At 63.3% G+C, this 20974-nt stretch carries 23 protein-coding genes; 10 read left to right on the top strand and 13 right to left on the bottom strand.

All coding sequences use genetic code 11. The features are described 5' to 3' along the window. Positions 1 to 73 precede the first annotated feature (73 nt). Complete coding sequence (locus tag NKI16_RS23225; protein ID WP_352467290.1) at positions 74 to 988, top strand: hypothetical protein; 915 nt, start codon at positions 74 to 76, stop codon at positions 986 to 988. A gap of 13 nt (positions 989 to 1001) precedes the next feature. On the opposite strand, the gene NKI16_RS23220 is transcribed toward NKI16_RS23225, so the two are convergent. The 5 genes from NKI16_RS23220 to NKI16_RS23200 all read right to left on the bottom strand — a co-directional run bounded on the left by NKI16_RS23220 (position 1002) and on the right by NKI16_RS23200 (position 3765). Continuing rightward, the gene (locus NKI16_RS23220) at positions 1002 to 1214 is read right to left on the bottom strand and encodes a hypothetical protein (protein WP_023674755.1); all 213 of its coding nucleotides are present in this window, start codon (positions 1212 to 1214) and stop codon (positions 1002 to 1004) included. Between the two features lie 119 nt (positions 1215 to 1333). Beyond that, complete coding sequence (locus NKI16_RS23215; RefSeq protein ID WP_352457758.1) at positions 1334 to 1732, bottom strand: GFA family protein; 399 nt, start codon at positions 1730 to 1732, stop codon at positions 1334 to 1336. A 196-nt stretch (positions 1733 to 1928) separates the two neighbouring features. Beyond that, positions 1929 to 2885 (bottom strand): alpha/beta fold hydrolase, encoded by a 957-nt coding sequence (locus NKI16_RS23210; protein WP_352467289.1) that lies wholly within the window; start codon positions 2883 to 2885, stop codon positions 1929 to 1931. Positions 2886 to 2909: 24 nt separating this feature from the next. Then, positions 2910 to 3395 (bottom strand): SRPBCC family protein, encoded by a 486-nt coding sequence (locus NKI16_RS23205; RefSeq protein ID WP_352467288.1) that lies wholly within the window; start codon positions 3393 to 3395, stop codon positions 2910 to 2912. Positions 3396 to 3516: 121 nt separating this feature from the next. After that, positions 3517 to 3765: a ParB N-terminal domain-containing protein gene (locus NKI16_RS23200; RefSeq protein ID WP_023674751.1), complete on the bottom strand. Its 249-nt coding sequence runs from the start codon at positions 3763 to 3765 to the stop codon at positions 3517 to 3519. A 156-nt stretch (positions 3766 to 3921) separates the two neighbouring features. Between NKI16_RS23200 and NKI16_RS23195 the strand changes: the two genes are divergently transcribed. From NKI16_RS23195 to NKI16_RS23175, 5 genes are all read left to right on the top strand, one after another. Then, positions 3922 to 5562, top strand: coding sequence for a N,N-dimethylformamidase beta subunit family domain-containing protein (locus NKI16_RS23195; protein WP_352467287.1), 1641 nt, complete (start codon positions 3922 to 3924; stop codon positions 5560 to 5562). A gap of 1 nt (position 5563) precedes the next feature. After that, complete coding sequence (locus tag NKI16_RS23190; RefSeq protein ID WP_352457762.1) at positions 5564 to 6931, top strand: aminotransferase family protein; 1368 nt, start codon at positions 5564 to 5566, stop codon at positions 6929 to 6931. 7 nt (positions 6932 to 6938) lie between these two features. After that, the gene (gene kce, locus NKI16_RS23185; RefSeq protein ID WP_352923720.1) at positions 6939 to 7868 is read left to right on the top strand and encodes a 3,5-dioxohexanoate:acetyl-CoA acetone transferase; all 930 of its coding nucleotides are present in this window, start codon (positions 6939 to 6941) and stop codon (positions 7866 to 7868) included. 238 nt (positions 7869 to 8106) lie between these two features. After that, positions 8107 to 8616, top strand: coding sequence for a GNAT family N-acetyltransferase (locus tag NKI16_RS23180; RefSeq protein WP_352623621.1), 510 nt, complete (start codon positions 8107 to 8109; stop codon positions 8614 to 8616). Beyond that, positions 8613 to 9644: a histone deacetylase family protein gene (locus tag NKI16_RS23175; RefSeq protein ID WP_352623622.1), complete on the top strand. Its 1032-nt coding sequence runs from the start codon at positions 8613 to 8615 to the stop codon at positions 9642 to 9644. The genes NKI16_RS23180 and NKI16_RS23175 overlap by 4 nt, the downstream gene beginning before the upstream one ends. 18 nt (positions 9645 to 9662) lie before the next feature. Here the strand turns inward: NKI16_RS23175 and NKI16_RS23170 are convergent, their stop codons facing one another. Together NKI16_RS23170 and NKI16_RS23165 are read right to left on the bottom strand one after the other, a co-directional pair. Next, the gene (locus NKI16_RS23170; RefSeq protein WP_352623624.1) at positions 9663 to 10928 is read right to left on the bottom strand and encodes a cysteine desulfurase-like protein; all 1266 of its coding nucleotides are present in this window, start codon (positions 10926 to 10928) and stop codon (positions 9663 to 9665) included. A 48-nt stretch (positions 10929 to 10976) separates the two neighbouring features. Beyond that, entirely contained in the window at positions 10977 to 12044 is a 1068-nt protein-coding gene (locus NKI16_RS23165) for an aldo/keto reductase (protein WP_352623626.1), read from the bottom strand. Positions 12045 to 12429: 385 nt separating this feature from the next. Here NKI16_RS23165 and NKI16_RS23160 point away from each other — a divergent pair, with 385 nt between their 5' ends. After that, entirely contained in the window at positions 12430 to 12594 is a 165-nt protein-coding gene (locus tag NKI16_RS23160) for a hypothetical protein (RefSeq protein ID WP_352623628.1), read from the top strand. A gap of 51 nt (positions 12595 to 12645) precedes the next feature. Here the strand turns inward: NKI16_RS23160 and NKI16_RS23155 are convergent, their stop codons facing one another. Further along, on the bottom strand, positions 12646 to 13152 hold the full coding sequence (locus NKI16_RS23155; protein WP_352623630.1) for a DUF1993 domain-containing protein: 507 nt from the start codon (positions 13150 to 13152) through the stop codon (positions 12646 to 12648). Between the two features lie 123 nt (positions 13153 to 13275). Here NKI16_RS23155 and NKI16_RS23150 point away from each other — a divergent pair, with 123 nt between their 5' ends. After that, positions 13276 to 14325: a DUF1176 domain-containing protein gene (locus NKI16_RS23150; RefSeq protein WP_352570859.1), complete on the top strand. Its 1050-nt coding sequence runs from the start codon at positions 13276 to 13278 to the stop codon at positions 14323 to 14325. Here NKI16_RS23150 and NKI16_RS23145 read toward each other — a convergent pair. The 5 genes from NKI16_RS23145 to NKI16_RS23125 all read right to left on the bottom strand — a co-directional run bounded on the left by NKI16_RS23145 (position 14322) and on the right by NKI16_RS23125 (position 18649). Beyond that, complete coding sequence (locus tag NKI16_RS23145; RefSeq protein WP_352590723.1) at positions 14322 to 15239, bottom strand: alpha/beta hydrolase; 918 nt, start codon at positions 15237 to 15239, stop codon at positions 14322 to 14324. The two genes, NKI16_RS23150 and NKI16_RS23145, sit on opposite strands and share 4 nt — an antisense overlap. 32 nt (positions 15240 to 15271) lie before the next feature. Then, the gene (locus NKI16_RS23140; RefSeq protein ID WP_352623632.1) at positions 15272 to 16882 is read right to left on the bottom strand and encodes an NTP transferase domain-containing protein; all 1611 of its coding nucleotides are present in this window, start codon (positions 16880 to 16882) and stop codon (positions 15272 to 15274) included. After that, entirely contained in the window at positions 16879 to 17583 is a 705-nt protein-coding gene (locus NKI16_RS23135) for an XdhC family protein (protein ID WP_352590717.1), read from the bottom strand. The genes NKI16_RS23140 and NKI16_RS23135 overlap by 4 nt, the downstream gene beginning before the upstream one ends. A 6-nt stretch (positions 17584 to 17589) precedes the next feature. Beyond that, the gene (locus NKI16_RS23130; protein ID WP_352570856.1) at positions 17590 to 17928 is read right to left on the bottom strand and encodes an XdhC family protein; all 339 of its coding nucleotides are present in this window, start codon (positions 17926 to 17928) and stop codon (positions 17590 to 17592) included. A gap of 226 nt (positions 17929 to 18154) precedes the next feature. Next, positions 18155 to 18649, bottom strand: a complete 495-nt coding sequence (locus NKI16_RS23125; RefSeq protein ID WP_023674737.1) for a flavin reductase — start codon at positions 18647 to 18649, stop codon at positions 18155 to 18157. A 179-nt stretch (positions 18650 to 18828) separates the two neighbouring features. Here NKI16_RS23125 and NKI16_RS23120 point away from each other — a divergent pair, with 179 nt between their 5' ends. Next, positions 18829 to 19902 carry a branched-chain amino acid ABC transporter substrate-binding protein gene (locus NKI16_RS23120; protein WP_352590714.1) on the top strand — a complete coding sequence of 358 codons (1074 nt, stop codon included), beginning with the start codon at positions 18829 to 18831 and terminating at the stop codon, positions 19900 to 19902. 14 nt (positions 19903 to 19916) lie between these two features. Then, the gene (locus NKI16_RS23115; RefSeq protein WP_352590756.1) at positions 19917 to 20936 is read left to right on the top strand and encodes a P1 family peptidase; all 1020 of its coding nucleotides are present in this window, start codon (positions 19917 to 19919) and stop codon (positions 20934 to 20936) included. Positions 20937 to 20974 lie beyond the last annotated feature (38 nt).

Here is a 20974-nt window from a genome sequence, read left to right as displayed (position 1 = left end):
CGGCTTGACAACGCACGGCATGAGATTAGTCTCCACTAATCTTACAGTGTAAGTTCATACTTGGGAGGAAGTCATGCAGCCCGCCGCCCTGTCGGAATTGCAGCCCGCAATCCCGCCGGAGCCACGCTCGCCCGCCATCGGCGTCGACGAGATACCTCGCAACCTCAGTCGCGCCATCGAACGCGCCGAGGTCAATGCGTGGCTCGACCTCTATCGCGCCGCGCCGTCAGACTTTGCCGCAAGGCAAGGCCTTGCCATCGCCGAAGATGGCGATCTCGTCTGGACCACCTGCACGACGATCCCGTTCATCCATTTCAACTGTGTCAAAAATTTCGGCGTCGAGAGCGCGGCCACCGAGAGCCGGCTCGACGCGCTTCTGGCGCATTATCGCGACGCCGGCATTCTGCGGCCCTGGTTCTACACCAACCCACACACCGAGCCCGCGACGCTCAGCTGCTGGCTCGAGGCGCGCGGCCTGCAACGTCAGGGCGGCTGGGAACGCATCTTTCGCGACGCCACGCCATTGCCCGCTGAGCCGCTTTTCCCGACGGAGGATGTCTCGGTCGAGCGGGTGACGCCGGCAACGGCAAGGGAATGGGCTGGGTTCATCGACAGCCAATATCGGTTGCCGACCTCACCGTGGTTGCTGGCGCTGGCCGGCCGACGCGGCTGGCATCATTACATGCTGCGGCGGGAAGACGCGGTGGTGGCGGTGCGCTCGATGTTCATCGGCGCCGACGGCATGGCCTGGAGCGGCATCGACGCGCCGGTGCCCGGCATCATGGCGCCGAGCTTCGACCTCGATGCAATGCTCGGCGAAGCGATGGTGCGCGACGGACTTGCGGCCGGTGCAAAACTGTTCGTGGCCGATATCGAGGCGCCGCGAGCCGAACGTGACGGGCCAGCCTACCGCAACTATGCACGCCTCGGCTTCAAGCTTGCCTATTTCCGCAGCCATTACAGCTATTTGCCGGCAAATTCCGGCTGACCGCTTCAAGACCCTAGCTGCACAACCACAGCTTGTGACAGGTCGTGGCCATCAGGTGGGCCGGCGGTACAAAGCGATCGTTGACCGGCGCATCATCGTCTACCCGGCGGACCTTTTCTTCGAGCAACGTGCGAAGTTGTGCCGGTTGCACGCGGTCGCGCTCCATTACCAGCTTGATCATCGGATCGCTCAAGAGTTCATCCAGGGTGTTGATGCTGTCGTTCATCCGTCGCCTCCTCGACTGCCTGCCCGCACGCCGATAGATAGGCAGCAATGATGGCCCGCCAATGACGCTTTGCCGGCTATCTCGTGTCGCTTCGGATTAAATTTTGTCCAGATTCCACCTCAAGCCGGAGGTGGCGCGCCTTCAAACTGCGGCAGGCCGTCGTCGATCTGCACCCAGGGCTGCTTCGAGGCGGTCCAGATATGCATCTCAGGCCTGAACAACGAGGGATCATCGAGCGAGCCGGTGGTGATGCCGATAATGCCGGCGGAATCGCGCCGGGAAAACATCGTCGTGCCGCAGCGCGGGCAAAAGCCGCGCTTGAGATCGGGCGAGGAATTCACCGTCGCCAGCGGTCCGTCGACCGTCACATCATCGATGCGGAACAGCACGCGCGCGTTGAAGGCGGCACCCAACGCCTTCTGGCACAACCGGCAATGGCAGACGCGCTCATTGATCGGTGCCGCCTCGGCGCGGTAGCGCACCGCGCCGCACAAACACCCGCCCTGATATCTTGCCATCACCCGCGTCCCTGCCCTGTGAGGATAGGCGGCATACCTATCGATAGGCGTGGCAGCGTCAATTGAAAAGCTTTGATGGCGCCATCTATAGCTGTGATGCGGCCAATACACGATTGGCCGATGCGCCGGGCCAAGGCCCCATGGGCGAAATGCCGGCCATCTCGCGGAAGACGGCCGGCAGACAATTGACTGGGCGTCAGTTCGTTTCGTTGACGACCTCGTCCCAGGTCTTGACCTTGGTCTGGCCATTGAGGAACGGCAGCGCGGCAGCTGTCAGTTCCGGCGCGAAGAACACATCGTAGTGGGTGCGGTTCGGCACGATCGCCAGGCGGTTCTGCGACAGGTTCTCGCGCATCCAGCCGGCGTCCTTCAATCCGCCGCCGAGCATCTGGAAGAATTTGATCTCGTGCTCGGGCCGGTACATATCGCTGTCGCCGAACACCAGCATCACCGGCATTTTCAGCTTCGGCACGTCGGCGGAATAATCGTAGTCCTTGCGCATATAGGCGCCAAGTTGATCGAGCAGTTTCGGAAAATCCTCCGGATGCGGCGCAACCGCGACGTAGGATTTGTACATCGGCGTGTCCTTCATCATGTCGGCCATCGCCGCGCCGACCTGTGCCTGCTGGCCACGCATCTCGGCATAGAAGCCGTCCGCGGCATAGCCGGTCGAGACCAGCACCAGGCGGCGCACCGCTTCAGGCTGCTGGACGGCCATGCGGAAGGCGACGCCGCCACCCAGCGAATAACCCATGACGTCGACCTTGTCGTAGCCGAGTGCCTTGACGATCGCCGCCATGTCGTCGCCCATCGCCTCCAGGCTGAGCGGCCGGTCGCCGAGTGCGGTGCGGCCATGGCCCTGCAGGTCAACGCCGATGACGGTGCGGTCTTCGGCAAGTTTTGGCAGGATCGGCGCGAACATGTCGGTCGTGCCGAGGCCGCCATGCAGCAGAAGCAGCGGCTCGCCCTTGCCGTAGACGGCGTAATAATAGTTCAGGCCGTTGATCGGCAGCAGGCCGGATTTTTCCGGCGTCGGCAGTGTTGCGGTTGCGGTCGTCATGGCGGGCTTGGCCTCCTCTGCGTTGATGGTGCCCGGCGCGGCAAACAGCGCGGCGGCCGAGGCGAAAATGGCGAAAAATACCGATCTGGACACGTCAGTCTCCCTCTCCCGTTTGCATCAAAGTCGCTGTGCGACCTCCTCGAGCTGTTCGGCGCACTGGCCCCAGCCGTCGTGAAAACCCATTTTCTCGTGCTGTTCGCGGTCGGCGACCGACCAATGCGCGACGCGGGCAATGTAACGGGTCTTGCCCTCGCCCTCGTCCTCGAAGGTCAGCATGACCGTCATGAACGGCTTTTCGGACGGCTCCCACGCCTTCGTATAGGCATCGGTGAAGACGAGCTTTTTGCCCGGTACGACTTCGAGGAAGATGCCTGGATTCGGGAACTCCTTGCCGTCGGGATCGGCCATGACGACAAGGGTGGAGCCACCGGTCCGCACATCCATTTCGGCGTGCGGCGTCGTCCACGGCTTCGGCGAGAACCATTGCGTCAACAGCTTTGGCTCGGTCCAGCAGCGATAGACGTTCTCGTGCGGCGCATCGATGATGCGGGCGAGAACCAGCTCGCGATCGGAGTTGGGGGCGATGTCGAGCTTGGTGGTCATGATGTTTCCTCACACGTCGGTTTTGGCTTCCGTGTCTAGGACGAACCGACAAGACGCAAGCCGACACGGTCCGCGAAAAAATCCGCGGGACAGGAGATTCGAACGACGGAAATAAGTGGCTTCAGTGGCGCTTGGCTTGGACGAGGTAGGCGTCGATCTCGGTCTCGCCGAGCCACTTGGCCGCTTCCAGCCGATGCAACCCTTCGACCAGGATATGGCGCTTGCCGTCATGGCGCACCTGGATCGGCATCTTCATGCCGTTTTCCAGAATGTCCTCGGCCAGATGGCGGACGGTTTCGGGATGCAGCGTCTTCTTGCGCGCCGTCGGCACGTAGATATCGTTGACCCTGACCTTTTGCACTCTCAGCATATCGGCTCCCGTGGCGGACAACGCCGCCCTTTGTGAGATAGTCTGTTTGTCAGGCAAGGCCAAGTGAGCAACCCGGCAATGGCTGGCCCGATCGTTTCCAATTGACGCTTGGCCGGCGGATGGCCGAAATGGCGGCCTTCGACCTTAGCGGTGTCCATGAACCATCCGCCGACCGAGTTTCCCGATTTCGGACTGACGCCGGAGCAGCGACGCCAGGCGGTGCGCAGCCATTACTGGGAATGGCCCGGTATGGATGGCAGGCGCGGCGAAATCTGGTGCTACAGCGACCGTTTTTCCTATCGCCCCGGCGAGATGGTGGCGCTGCATGTCAGTTCGACGGCCGCCGGTTTCGGCATCGCAATCATCCGCGACGGCGGCGCGGAAACGACAATGTTCGAAAGGACCGGGATTGCGGCGCGCTGGCAAGATACGCCGGATCAATGTTCGGTCGAAGGCTGCGGCTGGCAAGCGTCGTTCGAGTTTCGCATCGGCGACGACTGGCCATCCGGCGCCTATCGCGTCACGCTTGAAGCGGACGGTCGCGACGGCAAGCCGATCCGCTGTCATCACCTTTTCATCGTCTCGCCGCAGCCCGGCAAGAAACCCGGCCGCGTGCTGCAGGTGGCTGCCACCGGCACCTGGCTCGCCTACAATACATGGGGCGGTTCCAACCATTACGAAGGCATCACCGGGCCAGGCCGGGACCAATATGCACGAATGGTGTCGACCCAACGGCCGTGGTGCCGCGGCTTCGTCGTGCTGCCCAGGGACGCGCCGCGCGTGCCGCTCGAAGTCGCCGTGCCGCCGAAAACCGTGCCGCGCTATCCGCATATGGAATGGGCCTTTGCTACCGGCCATTCGAAGAAATACGCCTCGTCCGGCTGGGCAAGCTACGACAGCCATTTCTTCCGCTTCGCCGAGCGTGCCGGCTACGCCGTCGATCTCGCCAGCCAGCACGATCTGCATTTTTCGCCCGACATTCTCGACGGCTATGACTGCGTCGTCTTGGTCGGCCACGACGAATATTGGACCTGGGAAATGCGCGATGCGGTCGACACCTATGTCGAGCGCGGCGGTCATGCGGCGCGCTTTGCCGGCAATTTCATGTGGCAGACCAGGCTGGAGGACGAAGGCCGCCGGCAAGTCTGCTACAAATACCGCGCCCGCGCCGAAGACCCGGCCTATCGCGGCGGCGATGTGAGGCGCGCCACCAATTCCTGGGAAGCGCCGGAAATCGGCCGGCCGGGTGCGGCGACCTTCGGGCTTAACGCGACAAGAGGCGTCTATGCCGGCTGGGGCGGCTGCGCGCCGCGCGGCGTGCGCGGCTTTCCGGTCTACCGGCCGGAGCATTGGGCGTTTGCCGGCACCGGCATCTACTATGGCGATCTGCTCGGCGCCGACAGCCATGTCTATGGCTACGAGGTCGACGGGCTCGATTTCGAGATCCGCGGCGGCCTGCCCTACCCCAAGCCCGACAGCGGTGCACCGGACGGGCTGCAAGTGCTGGCCGTCGGCATGGCGAGCCAGGTCGAGGAAAGCGCCGACATTGCGTTCGAGGACCAGTTTCTCGGCGACGAGGACGGACGCTTCACCGCCGAGACGCTGTTCGGCGAGGCAAGCGATGCCAACCTCGACAAGGTCAAACGCGGCAACGGCATGATCGTCAATTTCCCGCGCGGCAAAGGCGAGGTGTTTCACGCCGGAAGCTGCGAATGGATTGCCGGCCTGCTAAGGCAGGATGCGATGGTCGAGCGCGTCACCAGAAATGTCCTCGACCGCTATCTTGGAAAGCCATGACATGTTGAAGTCTCCTGCCCCGGAAACTCGCGAAGCCTCGCATCTGTTTTATCTATCCAGCGTGCGCCGGCCGCTGATCGACCGCGCCGAAGGCATCTACATGTGGACGCAGGATGGCCGCCGCTTCATCGACGGATCGAGCGGCCCGATGGTCGCCAATATCGGCCACTCCAATCGCAACGTGCTCGACGCGATGAAACGGCAGATGGACCGCGCCACCTTCGCCTACCGCCTGCATTTCGAGAACGAACCGGCAGAGGAGCTCGCGCGGCAGCTGGCGGCCAAACTCCCCGAAGGCCTGGACCGCATCTTTTTCGTCTCCGGCGGCTCGGAAGCAACGGAATCCTGCGTCAAGCTGGCGCGGCAGTGGGCGGTCGCCACCGGTCAGCCCAGCCGCTGGAAGGTGATCACGCGCTTTCCGTCCTATCATGGCGGCACGCTCGGCGCGCTCGCCGTCACCGGCGACGATGCGCTGTCCGAAACATTTGTGCCGATGATGCAGATGATGCCGACCGTGCCGGCGCCCATCGCCTGGCGCGACCGCGACAATCTTTCGATGGAACAGCGCGGCATCCGCTACGCCGACATGCTGGAGGAAAAGATCCTCGCCGAGGGACCGCAGAGCGTGCTCGCCTTCATCATGGAGCCAGTCGGCGGCGCTGCCACGGCAGCACTGGTGGCGCCGGACAGCTACTATCCGCGCATCCGCGAGATCTGCGATCGCTACGGCATCCTGCTCATCCATGACGAAGTGATGAGCGGTGCCGGCCGCACCGGAAAATTCCTCGGCGGCGACCACTGGAACTGCAAGCCCGACATCGTCGCGCTGTCGAAGGGGCTGGGCTCTGGCTACGCGCCGCTCGGCGCGCTGGCGGCACCGATGCGGCTGGTGCAGCCATTGCTCGCGTCGGGCGGCTTCCAGCACGGCCATACCTATGCCGGCAATCCGCTCGCCTGCGCCGCCGGGCTCGCCGTGCTCGGCGAGATGGACCGTCTCGGCCTGATCGCCAACGCGGCTGTCATGGGCGAGCTATTGATGGACGAGCTGAAGGGATTGGCGAAGCGGTTTCCGTTCATCGCCGACGTCCGCGGCAAGGGCCTGCTCACCGGTGCCGAAATGGTCGCCGACCCAGAAACGCTGAGGCCGATCGAGCCGGCAAAGAAGGCCACCCAGCATCTGCTCGACCTCGCCTACGAGCGCGGCCTGATCATCTACGGACGCAAGGTCAAGGGCGGTGTCGACGGCGACAATTTCATGGTCGCGCCGCCGATGATCGTCACCGCCGCGCAGATCGGCGAGATCGTATCCATCATCGGCGACTCGCTCGAGGTGCTGGCCGGCGAGCTCGACCTGCCGGTCGAAGGTTGAGGCGACCATGGCACCGCGCAAAGTCATTATCACCTGTGCCGTCACCGGGTCGGTGCACACGCCATCGATGTCGCCGCATCTGCCCGTGACGCCGGACCAGATCGCCGCAGACGCGATCGCCGCCGCCGAGACCGGCGCTTCGATCCTGCATCTTCATGCCCGCGACCCCAAGGATGGGCGGCCGACCGCCGACCCCGAGGTGTTCATGCAGTTCCTGCCGCGCATCAAGCAGGCGACCGATGCGGTGATCAACATCACCACCGGCGGATCGTCGCTGATGACGCTCGACCAGCGGCTGGCCGCGCCGCTCAGGGCCGAGTCGGAAATGTGTTCGCTCAATATGGGTTCGATGAATTTTGCGCTGTTCCCGATGCTCGAGCGGCCGCGAGAATGGCAGCACGAATGGGAGCCGAAGCTGCTCGAGGCTACCCGTGACACGATCTTCAAGAACACCTTTGCCGATATGGAGACGGTGCTGGAAAAGCTTGGGCGCGGCTGTGGCACGCGTTTCGAATTCGAGTGCTACGATGTCGGCCATCTCTATTCGCTTGCGCATTTCCGCGACCGCGGGCTGGTGTCGGGACCATTGTTCATCCAATTCGTGTTCGGCATATTGGGTGGTATCGGCGCCGATCCAGAAAACCTGGTCCACATGAAGCGCATCGCCGACAAACTGTTCGGCGAGAGCTACCGGTTTTCGGTGCTGGCCGCCGGACGCCACCAGATGCCGATGATCTCGATTGCGGCGGCAATGGGCGGCAACGTCCGCGTCGGGCTGGAGGACAGCCTCTACGACGGGCGCCAGCTCGCCAAGTCCAATGCCGACCACGTCCGCCGTATCCGCAGCGTGCTGGAAGGGCTGTCGCTGGACGTCGCAACGCCGGCCGAGGCACGGCAGATGCTGGCGCTCAAGGGCGGCGACCGCGTGGCGTTCTGAGGGGAAGGCAATCTGAAATGTTTGGCTCCCGGCCCACCCCCCTCTGTCCTGCCCTCTTTACGACTACTTGGCATCTCCCCCTCAAGGGGGGAGATTGGCAGCTTCGCCGTCCTGCCCCTTTTTCAGCGTTGGAGATTGGCGAACGCGGAGGTGATCCGATCTCCCCCCTTGAGGGGGAGATGCCAAGTAGTCGTAAAGAGGGCAGGCCAGAGGGGGGTGCCTTGGCATCGTACCTCCAGTGACTGTCGCTTTGCCCGAGATCAACATCCGGCCCGGGACCGTCGAGGACGTCGAAACCATCCACGCCGCACTCCTACGGCTCGGCGCGCATGTCGGCGCACATCAGGAGATCACCTCGACAGCTCAGGATCTCCGCACCTATGGCTTTGGCGAAAAGCCTGCCTTCTCGACCTTGATCGCCGAAGTCGGTGGCGAATTTGCCGGGCTTTGCCTGTATTTTCCGATCTTCTCGACATGGATGGGACGGCCCGGCGTCTATGTGCAGGACCTCTATGTCGAGGACCGTTTTCGTGGCCGCAGGATCGGCGAGCGCCTGCTGCGCCGGGTGGCGGCGCAGTGCCGGAAGGCAGGCGGCATCTATCTCAGGCTGTCCGTCGACACCGACAACAAGACCGCCAAGGCTTTTTACGAACGGTTAGGCATTGGCTGGTCGAGCTACGAGCAGGTGCAGAAGATCGTCGGCGACGCCTTTTTCGCCTTTGCCGATGCACCGGAGGAGCCAACATGAAAGCCTTCTATGCCGAAGAACAGAAGCGCCACGACCCGAAGGCGTTCCTCTCAAGCGGCGCGCCGCAGCCCAATCCGGAAAAGCCGGAACGGGTCGAGCGATTGTTAGCCGGCACCAAGGCTGCCGGCTGCACGATCGAACGGCCGCGGGATCACGAGCTCGGCCCGATTGCGGCGGTGCATACGCCGGAATATCTCGATTTTCTCCAGCATATCTTCGCGCGCTGGCAGCGCATCGAGGGCGCCTCGGCCGAGGTCATCCCCAATATTCATCCGATCGCGCGGAACGGCTCCTATCCGGCCTCGGCGGTCGGCCAGGCCGGCTACCACATGGCCGACACCGCCTGCCCGATCTCCAGCGAGACGTGGCAGAGCGCGCTTTGGAGCGCCTGGAGCGCGGTTGAAACCGCCGAGGCGGTGATGTCGGGAGCGCCGGCCGCCTATGCGCTGTGCCGGCCGCCCGGCCATCACGCCTTTGCCGATGTCGCCGGCGGCTTCTGCTTCATCAACAATTCGGCGGTCGCTGCACAGGTTCTGCGCAAGCAGGCGGCGCGGGTGGCGATCCTCGATGTCGACCTGCACCACGGCAACGGCACGCAAGGCATCTTCTATGCCCGGCCGGACGTGCTCACCGTGTCGCTGCATGCCGACCCGGTGCGCTTCTACCCGTTTTTCTGGGGCTATGGCGACGAGCGCGGCGAAGGCGCCGGCCTCGGCTACAATCTCAACCTGCCGCTGCCGCGCAAATCCGGCGATGCAGCGTTCCTCGAAGCGCTGGAGGCATCGTTCCAGCGCATCAACGCCTTCTCGCCCGATGCGCTTGTGGTGGCGCTGGGGCTAGATGCCTTCGAAGGCGATCCGTTCGGCGGGCTGTCGGTGAGCACGCCTGGTTTTTCGCGCATTGGCGAGGTGATCGCCGGGCTCGGCCTGCCAACGGTCATCGTCCAGGAAGGCGGCTATCTCTGCGACGAGCTCGGCGACAATCTCACCGCCTTCCTCACCGGTTTTGGCGGCGCCCACAAGCGATGATCCGCCCGCGAGGGCCGCTCAGGATCGTTCCTGCCTCAGCATGGCGACAACGCGGTGCACGCTCTCCAGCGTCTCGTCGATTTCGGCTGAAGTGTTGTAATGAGCGATGCCGATGCGCACCACCCCCTGCTCGGCCGGAATGCCGAGCTGGTGGACGATCTCCCAGGCGTAGTTGTGGCCGGACCACAGGAAGATGTTTTCGGCATTCATCTGCCGCACGATCGTCTCCGGCACGATGCCTTCGACAGTGAACGACACCGTCGGCACACGCTCATTGATCCGCTTCGGATCGGTGATGCCGTGGATGGTCAGGCCGGCAATATCCGACAGACCGTCGATCAGCTGTTGCGCCAGCGGGTTCTCGTAAGCGATTGAAACTTCGAAGGCCTTGGCGATTTTCAGCCGACGCGATCCTTGCGCGCCGGCTGCCGCGCCCAACTCGGCAAAATAATCGACAGCCGCCGACAGGCCGGCCATCAATTCAATTTGCGGCGTGCCGAGCTCGAAGCGCTCCGGCAAGGCATTGGACGAGCAACGGCATTTATACGGCTTAAGCGCATCGATAACGTCCAGCCTGCCCCACAAAATTCCCATATGCGGGCCGAAGAACTTGTAAGCCGAGCAGATCAGGAAATCGCAGCCGAGGTTTTGGACGTCGATCAGGCCATGCGGCGCGAACTGGACGGCATCGACGTAGACCAACGCACCAGCCCGCCTGGCGATGCCGGTCAACGCCTTCACCCGGTTGATCGACCCGGTGAGGTTGCTGGCGTAGTTGAGCGCGACGAGCCGCGTCCTCTCGGAAAGCAGCGCGGCGAGCGCCGCCTCCTCGATCTGCCAGCTCTGCTGGTCGAAAGGCAGCCAGCGCACGACAAGGCCAAGGTCTTCGGCCAGTTGCAGCCAGGGTGAGACGTTGCCCTCATGGTCCATGCGGGTGAGGATGATCTCGTCCCCGGGCTTCATCGTGCGGCCGAGCGTTCGCGACATGTGGTAGGTCAATGTCGTCATGTTGGCACCGATGATAATTTCCTGCGGGCTCGCAGCGCCGAGAAAATCCGCCATCGCCAGATGGGCCTCGTCCCCGATGTCTTGTGCTGCAACGGTGGTCTCGAAGAAGCCGCCGAGGTTGGCATTCGTGGTCAGCAAGCAACGCGATACTGCGTCCCCCACCGACTGCGGCACCTGCGTGCCGGCAGGATTGTCGAGATAGATGCGCCGGCGGCCCTTGTCGGTCAGCGACAAGGCCGGAAATTTCGCGCGCACCGCGTCGATCCGGAAGTCCATGGCTGTTCCCCTCTCCTTATGACGATCGGACAACCGCGTCCCGACGCATCAAGGGCACGGATTGCCGACGCGCTGGTGGATCGCATCAACGGCTTTCTGCATGTCCTCGGTCCAGACCACGTCGGCGGAAGAGAGCGCCATTTCGAGTTGCGAAATGGTGGTGGCGCCGATGATGTTCGAGGTGACCAAGGGCCGGTTCGAGACATAGGCATTGGCAAAAAGCGCCGGCTCCATGCCGAAGGTGCGCGCCAACCGGTTGTATTCGAGCTGCACGTCGGCAGCATTGGGAGTCTCGTAGCGCTGGCCGCGGTTGAACAACTGCGAGCGCGAGCCCTGCGGCCGCGCGCCATGATCGTATTTGCCGGTCAAATAGCCTTGCGCCAGCGGCGAATAGGCAAGCAGCGACACCTGCTCGCGCTCGCAGACTTCGGCAAGGTTCACCTCGAAGGTGCGATTGACGAAATTGTAGGCGTTCTGCAGCGAGGCGACGCGCGGGCCGAGGCCCTTGTCGGCTTCGGCGATGAAACGCATGACTCCCCAGGAATTCTCGTTCGACAGGCCGAAATGGCGGATCTTGCCGGCCTTCACCAGTTCATCGAATACGGCAAGCGTCTCGGCGATCGGCGTCTCGCCTTCCGGCACGCCGGCGGCATCGGAGCGTCGCGGTACGGCGCCGATGCGGTTCGGATTGGCGCCCCACGGCACGTCGCGTTCCGGCCAATGGATCTGATAGAGGTCGATGTAATCGGTGTTGAGCCTGGCGAGTGACTTATCGATAGCGTCGAAGATATCGGCGCGCACCAGCTTAGACGGGCGGTCGCCGCGAAACCAACTGTTGGCGGTGCGACCAACTACCTTCGAGGCGATGATCACCTGGTCGCGATTGCGCTTCTCCTTCATCCAATTGCCGATGATTGTCTCGGTACGGCCTTGTGTCTCCGCCTTGGGCGGGATCGGATAGAGTTCGGCGGTGTCGATGAAATTGACGCCGCGAGCAAACGCCAGATCCATCTGGGCGTGACCGTCCGCCTCGGTGTTCTGCTGGCCCCAGGTCATCGATCCGAGGCAGATTTGCGACACGAAAAGATCGGTCTGGCCGAGACGGCGTTTGTGCATGGAGTTTCTCCGGTGGGAATTTTTGCGCGGCTGCGCGAGGAGGAAACAACAGCATACAGGAAAGCGCCGCCCGCTTCCAAGCCCACCGCCGGCAGGCCAGGCGACTTTCCCAGGACGCCGGCGAACGGGGTTTATCCCCGCGGCCAATAAAAAGCCGGACCGCATTTTCATGCAGTCCGGAATTTCGCCAGGAATGGCGAGGAAAAACCGGCCAAGTGCCGGCACTGACTCCTACGGTCGAAGCGCCACAGAAGTTTCGCCGGAACAGCCGAATTATGTCAAAAAAGATCGGGGCAGCATGGCTGCCATGCGGATGCTGCACTGCACAATTGTCATGATCTGCCTATATTGGAGGCCGTGGAGGTTCAATAAAGGGGCTTGAATCATGGGATTCTTAACTGAAATGTTCGCCCGTCCGCGTCCGCGGGAACAGCTGCGTTATCGCGCGGCACTGGCGCTACTCCATTCGATGAGCAATGCCGATCGCACCGATATCGGCGTCAAGCCGGCCGATTTCCCGCGCATCGCCCGGGAAATGTCCCTACGCTAAACAGCGCGCCGTGAGATATCCCGCCGCAGCGGGATATCTCGCGAGCGGATCTCAACGCAATCCGAGGAAGATCGACTTGCCCAATGGCACGCCGTTGTGGCGCAGGATGTCGTAGGCGGTGGTCAGGTGGAAATAGAAATTGGGCATGGCGGCGTGCAACAGATACTGCATCCCCGGCATCGAAACCTCTCGTCCCGCAAGCCTCAGTTCGACCACCCTGTAATCTGAACCGTCGAATTCGGCCGCCGAAAATGTCGCGAGATAGTCGAGCGTCTTGGTGAGGCGTGCCTGCAGATCGGCGAAGCTCGCCTCATTGTCCTCGTATTTTGGCACCTCGCGGCCGGCAAGCCGTGACGGCGCGCCCTTGGCGTGATCGGTGGCGATCTGCACCTGCCTGGTCAGCGCAAACATATCCGGCGCCAGCCTCGCCGTCAGATACACCTGCGGATCGATCTTGCGATCAGCCGCATTTTGCTCGGCAATGTTCAGCACATTGGCTAGTGCCTTCAGCCTCGCCGAAAATACCGGCACGGATGCTTCATACATTGATATGGTCACAAGAAATCTCCACGCGGCCCGACTGCCCACGGCGAGAGGTAGCGCTTTCGCAGGCGATTGTTCAAGCGTCACCACGCCGCCGCAATCGATATGATAGGATTTTTCATCGAGTGGAGGTTCCCGATGAGACGCGCACTTTTTGCAGCGACCGCTTTTTTCTCCCTTGCCGCTACCAGCCAACCGGTGCTCGCCGCCGACGCGCCTTACATAGACGACAGGTCGAATGCCGAAGCGGTCATCCGGTCGCTTTATAGTGCCATCAGCCGGCACGAATTCGCGCGCGCCTGGGACTATTTCGGCGACACCAAGCCGGCCAAGGATTTCAATTCCTTCGTCAAAGGCTATGACGGCACGGACACGGTCGAAGTCAAAACCGGTGGCGTATCGGAAGACGGGGCTGCCGGCAGCATCTACTACAGCGTTCCGGTCGCCATCCGGGCGACGGCCAAGGACGGCAGCGAGAATGTCTTTGCCGGCTGCTATACGCTGCGCCAGATCAACGCCTCGATCCAGGAACCGCCATTTCGCGCAATCTTCATCGACAAGGGTGCGCTGAAACCCTCAAAGGCCGATTTCGAAGATGCCGTGCCGGCAAGCTGCGGCGAAGGACCGCCGCCGCCGAAGAAGGACGCAGCGCTTGAGCAGGCCAACAAGGCGTTTGCCGCGACTTATGGCGACCAGTGCGACAAGGACATGCCCGGCGGCGATCCGCGAGGAGAGCCGGACGCCTACTCGCTCCGCTACAAGGATGCGGGGGCGGCCGAAAACGAGCCCGAACGCGAGACACGGCTGTTTCGCTTTTTCTGCTCGATGGCCGCCTACAATGAGAGCGCAGTCTATTACATCTACGACGACGTATCGGGCGTCCGGCAATTACAATTCGCGTCACCGGAACTCGATATTCGCTATGAGAACAACAATAGCGAAGGCAAGGTCGAGGGCATCAACATCATCGGCTTCCAGACTGACGACCAGTTGGTCAACTCCGAATATGACGAGGCCACCAAAACGATTTCATCCTTGAACAAGTGGCGCGGCGTCGGCGACGCCTCGTCGGCCGGCACCTACCTGTTTCGCCACGGCAATTTCTCGCTGGTGCAGTATGAGGTCGATGCCTCTTATGACGGCGAGATCAACCCGCAGACCGTGCTCGACTACAACACCGCGCCCTAAGGGACCTTCGATAACATCCAGTTGAGTGTGCCCCGCCAGTCGGTCATGCGGATCGGCGTGCCATGTGTGCCGGTCTCGAAGCGGACAAAGCGGGTCGGGTAGGCTTTCGATTTGCCCAGAATCGATCGGAAGAAGGCTTCCTGTTTCTCGATTGGAAACACCGGGTCCTTGCTGCCCTGGCCGAAGAAGACCGGCACACGGCGCTTGAATGCGGAGCTTGAGAAGAAACTCTCGTCCCACAGCGAGCCGAGCAGCAGCAGCCCGTCGATGCGCCCGCCGGAGTCCTTGCGGCCTGCCAGCTTCCAGCACAACGCGCCGCCCATAGAGCCGCAGGCGACGAAGATTTTTGCGCGCGGCGACTGTTCGGCATAGTGGCCGATCAATGCGGCGATCTGGGCGGCACCGGTGTCGCCGAAATCGGAAAAATCCGGCGACAGATAGAGGCCGCCATTACCGGCCATCAGGTTCTTGATACGGTTGAAATTGCCGCCGAAAGTGAAATCGTCAGCACCCTGCTTACGGCTGCCGCCCTGCCCGTGCAGATAAAGCACGATGATGCTGGCGCCCCCGGTCTTGCCGACGGCAATGTGGCGGACATCGCCTGCATCGGTCGGCAGCAATAGATCCTGCTGCACCTTACGCACGCCGGTGTCGGTGTATTGCGCGTGCACACGACGCTCAGGCACTTCGTCACGAGCGTTGATGTCGCGCAGCTCACGATAATCGACGACCGTATAGGCGCCGTTGCTCTCGGACGAGAGTGTGACCGGATAGGCGAACAGATCGTCCTTGAAGGGTTTGAGTTCGAGAGCGTTGGCGTAAGTGGCACAAAAGAGCGACCAAAGAATCGCGATCAGAAGGGCCGGGAGGCCGGAGGGGGGCAAGCGGAACCGGAGGCAGGAACGAAAGGCCATCCCGCAGCCATGCGTTTTTCGGCTTCGGTTTGTCAATCCTGCAGCACGCCGCCGGCGCTTTCCAGCGCCTCGCGCGTGTCGACATCGACGGCTGCCCCTTCGCCGATCTCGACATCGATGACGTCGAGCCCTTCGGCCTCGACCAGATGGCGGGCACCGGTATCGCCTTCGAGGTGAGCGATCGCGGCGAACAGCGAGCGCGGCAGCAGCACCGGGTTGCCGCGCCGGCCATCATGAGCGGCGCGCACCACCGATCGCCCTTCGGACTTGCGGAACGCCTCGATCAGCCTGTCGAGGTCGGCCGAGGCGACGCCGGGCATATCGCCGAGGACAATCATGGCGCCGGCGGCGTCGCCGGAAATCTTGGCGATGCCGGCCTTCAGCGACGAAGACAGACCCTCGGCGAAATCCGGATTGTCGGCGAAGGTCACATCGAGGCCAGACAGTGCACTGCGCACGCGCTCGCGCTGGTGGCCGGTGACGACGATGGTGGCCGCGGCTTTCGAACCGACCGCGCGTTCGGCAGTGCGACGGACCAGCGGCTTGCCGTCGAAGAGCGCCAAGAGCTTGTTCGGCCCGCCCATGCGGCTGGAGCGGCCGGCGGCCAGAAGCACGATCTCGACCTTTGGTTCGGCTTTGGCCGGCAATGGCTCGCGCGGCTGCGGCCGCGTCGGAATTTCCATCAACAGCCCGCCGACGCCCATGCCGGCAATATCCCTGGCGGTCACGTCGAGACCGGCGATCAGCCGGTCGAGCACCCAGTCGAAGCCGTTCTCCTTGGGACTGCGGGCGCAGCCCGGCGCACCGATAATGCGCTTGCCGCCGAGTGTGCCGAGCACCAGCAGATTGCCGGGATCGACCGGCATACCGGCGCGGATGACAGTGCCGCCTGCCTTTTCGATGGCAGCGGGAACGACGTCGCCGAAATCGGCCATCGCCGAGGCGCCGAAGATAACCACCATATCGTTGTCGCGGATCAGCGAGGCCGCAGCCTCGGCGACGGGGATAATTTCATGCGGGGTTCGACGCTCCGCCGTCAGCCTGCCGCCCGAACGCGCCAAGCGTGCTTCGGTGACGCGCAGCGTCTTGTCGAGCACGCTGGGTTTGATGCCGGGCAGCACCGTCTGGATGACGCCGACGCGCACCGGCTGATAGGCGTTGACCGCAAATATCTCGCCGCCGGCGCAGATCCTTGCAACGGCATCGACCAAAGCGGAGGCGACCGCAAATGGGATGATCTTCACCGTTGCTACCATCTGACCTTTTTCGACCGGCGCATGCTGCGCCAGCGTGGCGATGGTGATCGTCGGATCGACGGCGTTGATGGCGTCGATCATCGCCGCGTCGACGGTGAACATGCCGGCAGCCTGCGCGTGGAGGTTGACCCTACCTGTCGCGGCGGGCCTCGCCTCGATGTTGCGATGGATCATGGATGCGGCGATCTTTTCGGCAGCGACGTCCTCGCTGAGATCATCGGGCGCCAACACCGCCGCTACGACCTCGGAAATGCCAGCGGCCTTCAACAGGGACACATCCCCGGCGCTTAGCCTGTGCGCCTTGCGGAAGCGGCGCTCTCCGGCTGTGGTGGCGTGCGCCAGCACTGCCCCTTCGGCCGCATCGATCGCAACGGGACCAAATTTCACGCGACCGCGCCTTTGGATTCGAGACCACGGGAGCGAAAGGCGTGGATCGCTTGCGCCAACACCGCGACGGCGATCTCGGCCGGGCTGGCAGCCCCAATGTCGAGGCCGATCGGGGCATGAATGCGGGCGATCTGGTCGGCGGTCGCTCCCGAAGCCAGCAGGCGTTCCACACGTTTGGCGTGGGTCTTGCGGCTGCCGAGCGCGCCGACATAAAAGCAGCCGGCGTCGAGCGCCGCCTTCAGCGCGAAATCGTCGATCTTCGGATCGTGGGTGAGAGCAGCCAGCGCCGTATAGCTATCGAGCGGCTGACGCGTCAGCACATCCTCTGGCCATTCGGCATGCAGCGCGATATCGGGAAAACGATCGGGCGTGGCAAAGGCCGTTCGCGGATCGATGATCTCGACAGGATAGCCGGCGATCCTGGCCATCGGTGCCAGCGCCTGGCTGATGTGGACGGCGCCGATCACCACCAGGCGCGGCTGCGGCAGATGTGCGTTGAGGAAGAAGGTCCGTCCCTCAGCTTCGGCCGAACCGGAATTGCCCGTGCGAAATGCCTTGGCGATGGCCGCCCCGAGTTCGCCGGCTACCCGGTCGCCCTCGCGCACGACACGGTCGCGGCCGTCGCCGAGATCGGTGACCAGGATTGCCGCGCGGCGGGCGCGGCGTTCGGCGTTGAGTGTCTTCAGCGCATAGGGATCCATTCGAGATCAACCCAATCTTTCTACATAGACCTTGATGCGGCCGCCGCATGACAGGCCGACTTGCCAGGCGGTCTCGTCTGCGACGCCGAATTCGAGCATTTTGGCCGTGCCGCTATCGATAACATCGACCGCCTCGGTCACCACCGCGCCTTCGACGCAGCCGCCCGAGACGGAGCCGTGGAAATTGCCTTCCGCGTCGATCACTAGGTGGCTGCCGACCGGGCGCGGCGCCGAGCCCCAGGTCTCGACCACGGTGGCAATGGCGACATCCTTGCCGTCCTTCATCCAGCCCTCCGCGATGATCAGCGGATCGCGGGCCTCATCGAGATAGATACTGTGTTCCATGATTTTCTCCCTGGCAGACATGTGGTTATGCGACGCGCTTCGCGCCAGCCTGGATCCACCGCCGCGGGTCGACCGAACGCATAAAAACAGCACGGTCGCCAGCGACCGGTCCGCCACATAATCCGCACGGGTCAACAGATCGAGCGTCTCGTCGATCATCCGCGGCGCCGGACGCGGTTTTCAACTCGGTCATTCTGTCTTCGCGGGCGCGGCCATCTGAAAGCCTCTACAAAGCGTGGTAGCCGCGGTTGTGATAGATCAGCGGCCGCAAATTATCGCCGATGCGCAAACCTGTAACCTTGCCAAAAAGCACACGGTGGGTGGCCAGATCCTTGGAGTCGATCAGTTCGCAGTCGAAGACGGCGAGCGCGCCCTTCAGCGTCGGCGCACCGGTCGAGATCACATCCCATTCGGCCAACGCGAAACGCTCCTCGACCGGCAGGCCGGTAATGCCGGAAAAGGCGATCGACAGCGGCTCCTGATCCGAAGCCAGCGTGTTCAGGGCAAATTTGCCGTTTTCCACGAACGGCTCGTTCTTGGGATTTTCACGATTGAGGCAAACCAGGATGGTTGGCGGCGTGTCCGACACCGAGCAGGCCGCGATCACCGTCGCGCCGCGCCTGCCGGCAGGGCCATCGGTGGTGACTACATGCACATGGCCAGCAAAATGGGCCATCGCGTCGCGGTAGGCCTGCGGCCCGATGTCATTCTTCTTCAGCACCGATGATTTTCCACTAGTCAGAACCAACCGTTATATATGGGGGGATATTGCAGGCCACAAGCGAAGTGCTTGACCTATATCCCGAATTCGCGTGTTGCGCCAAAGCTGGCCAGCCTTTAGGTCTTGACGGCATTGGCGCCGGCAACCACGCGACCGGCGTGGAGGAATTCTTCGCTCGCATGCGACCTTGGACAACCACGATAGCGGTGCTGGCCTGGCTCTCGGTCGCCTGCAGTGCAAATGCCGAGACGCTGCTGGTCGGCGTCGCGGCACCTTTGTCGGGGCCGTCGGCGATCCTCGGCAAACAGATCGAGGCCGGCGCGACAATGGCGGCTGAAGCGAACGATGCCGAAATCAAGTCGATCGATGACGCCTGCACGGCCGACGGTGGCGCCGCCGCCGCGCGGGAGTTCACCGCGGCCAAGGTCAACGTCGTCATCGGGTTTTTGTGCACCGACGCAATCGAGGCGGCTCTGCCGATCCTCAAGGATGCCGGCATACCGGTGATCACCGTCGGCGTGCGCACGGAAAGCCTGACCGACCGGCGCGCCAAGACCGGATGGCCGATCTATCGTCTCGGGCCGCGCGGCGACGACGAGCGCAATGCCGTCGCTGCCATCCTCACCCGCCTATGGCAAACCGAGCTGTTCGCCATAGTCGACGACGGCACGATCTATGGCCGCGAAATGGCCGAGACGTTTCGGGCAGCCGCCGAGCAAGCGGCTCTGAAGCCGGTGTTCGTCGACACGTTCCGGCCGCAGCTCGACAACCAGATCGGCCTGATCGGCCGGCTGAAGAAAGCCGGCGCAACGCATGTCTTTGCCGGCGGCGACGGCGATGATGTCGCCATTATGGGCCGGGATGCCGGCCAGCTAAATACCGGCATGGTGTTTGCCGGCGGCGAAGCGTTGCGCGCGCCGCTCGGCGACGTGCCTTATGCCGTCGGCACGCTGATGATCGCGCCGCCCGAATGGGCCGACGTCGCCGACCCCAAGGTACTGCAAAGCTTTGCAGCACAAAACATCGTGCCGGAAGGTTACACGCTTCCCGCCTATGCCGCGGTCGAGATCGCCAAGGCGGCTTCAGCATTGCCGCAAAGCTCCGGCGAGAGGCTGGCCAACGTGCTGACCGCGCATGACTTCACCACGGCGATCGGACCGATCCGCTTTGACGAAAAAGGTGACCTGACGCAAAATCCTTATCGAGCCTACCGTTTCGACGGCGGCCGTTTCGCGCCGGCGGAGAGCCAATGATGTCCAGCACAGGGATGTTCCATACGGGTCCGCGCAATCTCATCACGGACGTCGCCGGCCTGCGTGTCGGCAATGCGGCGAATGCCAAGCTGAAATCCGGTGTGACCACCGTCATCTGCGACGAACCGGCCGTGGCCGGCGTGCAAATCCTGGGCGGTGCGCCGGGCACCCGCGAAACCGACCTGCTCGAGCCGCACAATTCGATCCACGCCATCCATGCCGTGGTGCTTTCGGGCGGGTCGGCTTTTGGCCTCGACGCCGCGTCGGGGGTGCAGGCGGCATTGCGTGAAAGGGGCATCGGCGTCGAGGTCGGCGGCTTTCGCGTGCCGATCGTGCCGGCGGCGATCCTGTTCGATCTGCGCAATGGCGGCGACAAGGATTGGGGCCGGTATCCGCCTTACCGCGACCTCGGCTACGAAGCCGCGCAAGCCGCCGCGATCGACTTTGCGCTCGGCACCGCCGGCGCGGGTGCCGGCGCGCTGAGCTCCGGCCTGAAGGGCGGGCTCGGCTCGGCCTCGACGGTGCTGGACAGCGGCGTCACCATCGGCGCGCTTGCCGCCGTCAACCCGACCGGCTCGGTGACGGTCGCCGGGACCCGCCATTTCTGGGCGGCACCGTTCGAGATCGGCGACGAGTTCGGCGGGTTAGGCTATCCCCACCCGATGCCTGACGATGCCAGAAAGGTCCTGCTGAAGTTCCGTGACAAGCATGCGGCAGAGCAGGCGGAAACCGGCGCCAACACGACCATCGCCGTGATCGCCACCGATGCGGTACTCACGAAGGCCGCCGCCAAACGCCTGGCGATATCGGCGCATGACGGCTTTGTCCGCGCCATTTGGCCGACGCATACGCCCGCCGACGGCGATCTGGTCTTCGCGCTGGCAACGGGCAAGAGCGGCATCGAGCTTGAGCCCGACGATGCAATCGATCTCTACGCCGCGGCCGGCGCCACGATGGCGCGCGCCATCAGCCGCGGCGTCTTTGCCGCGACGCCGGCCGAGGGCGATCTGTTCCCGGTCTGGTCGTCGCGCTGAACGCGCAACGCTCATTCGGGTGAGCCGTAATCAGACTG

This window comes from Mesorhizobium sp. M0698 (assembly GCF_040320455.1).
Taxonomy (GTDB): Bacteria; Pseudomonadota; Alphaproteobacteria; order Rhizobiales; family Rhizobiaceae; genus Mesorhizobium.
Note: the sequence above shows the minus strand (reverse complement) of the source record. Positions and strands in the feature narration are given on the sequence as shown.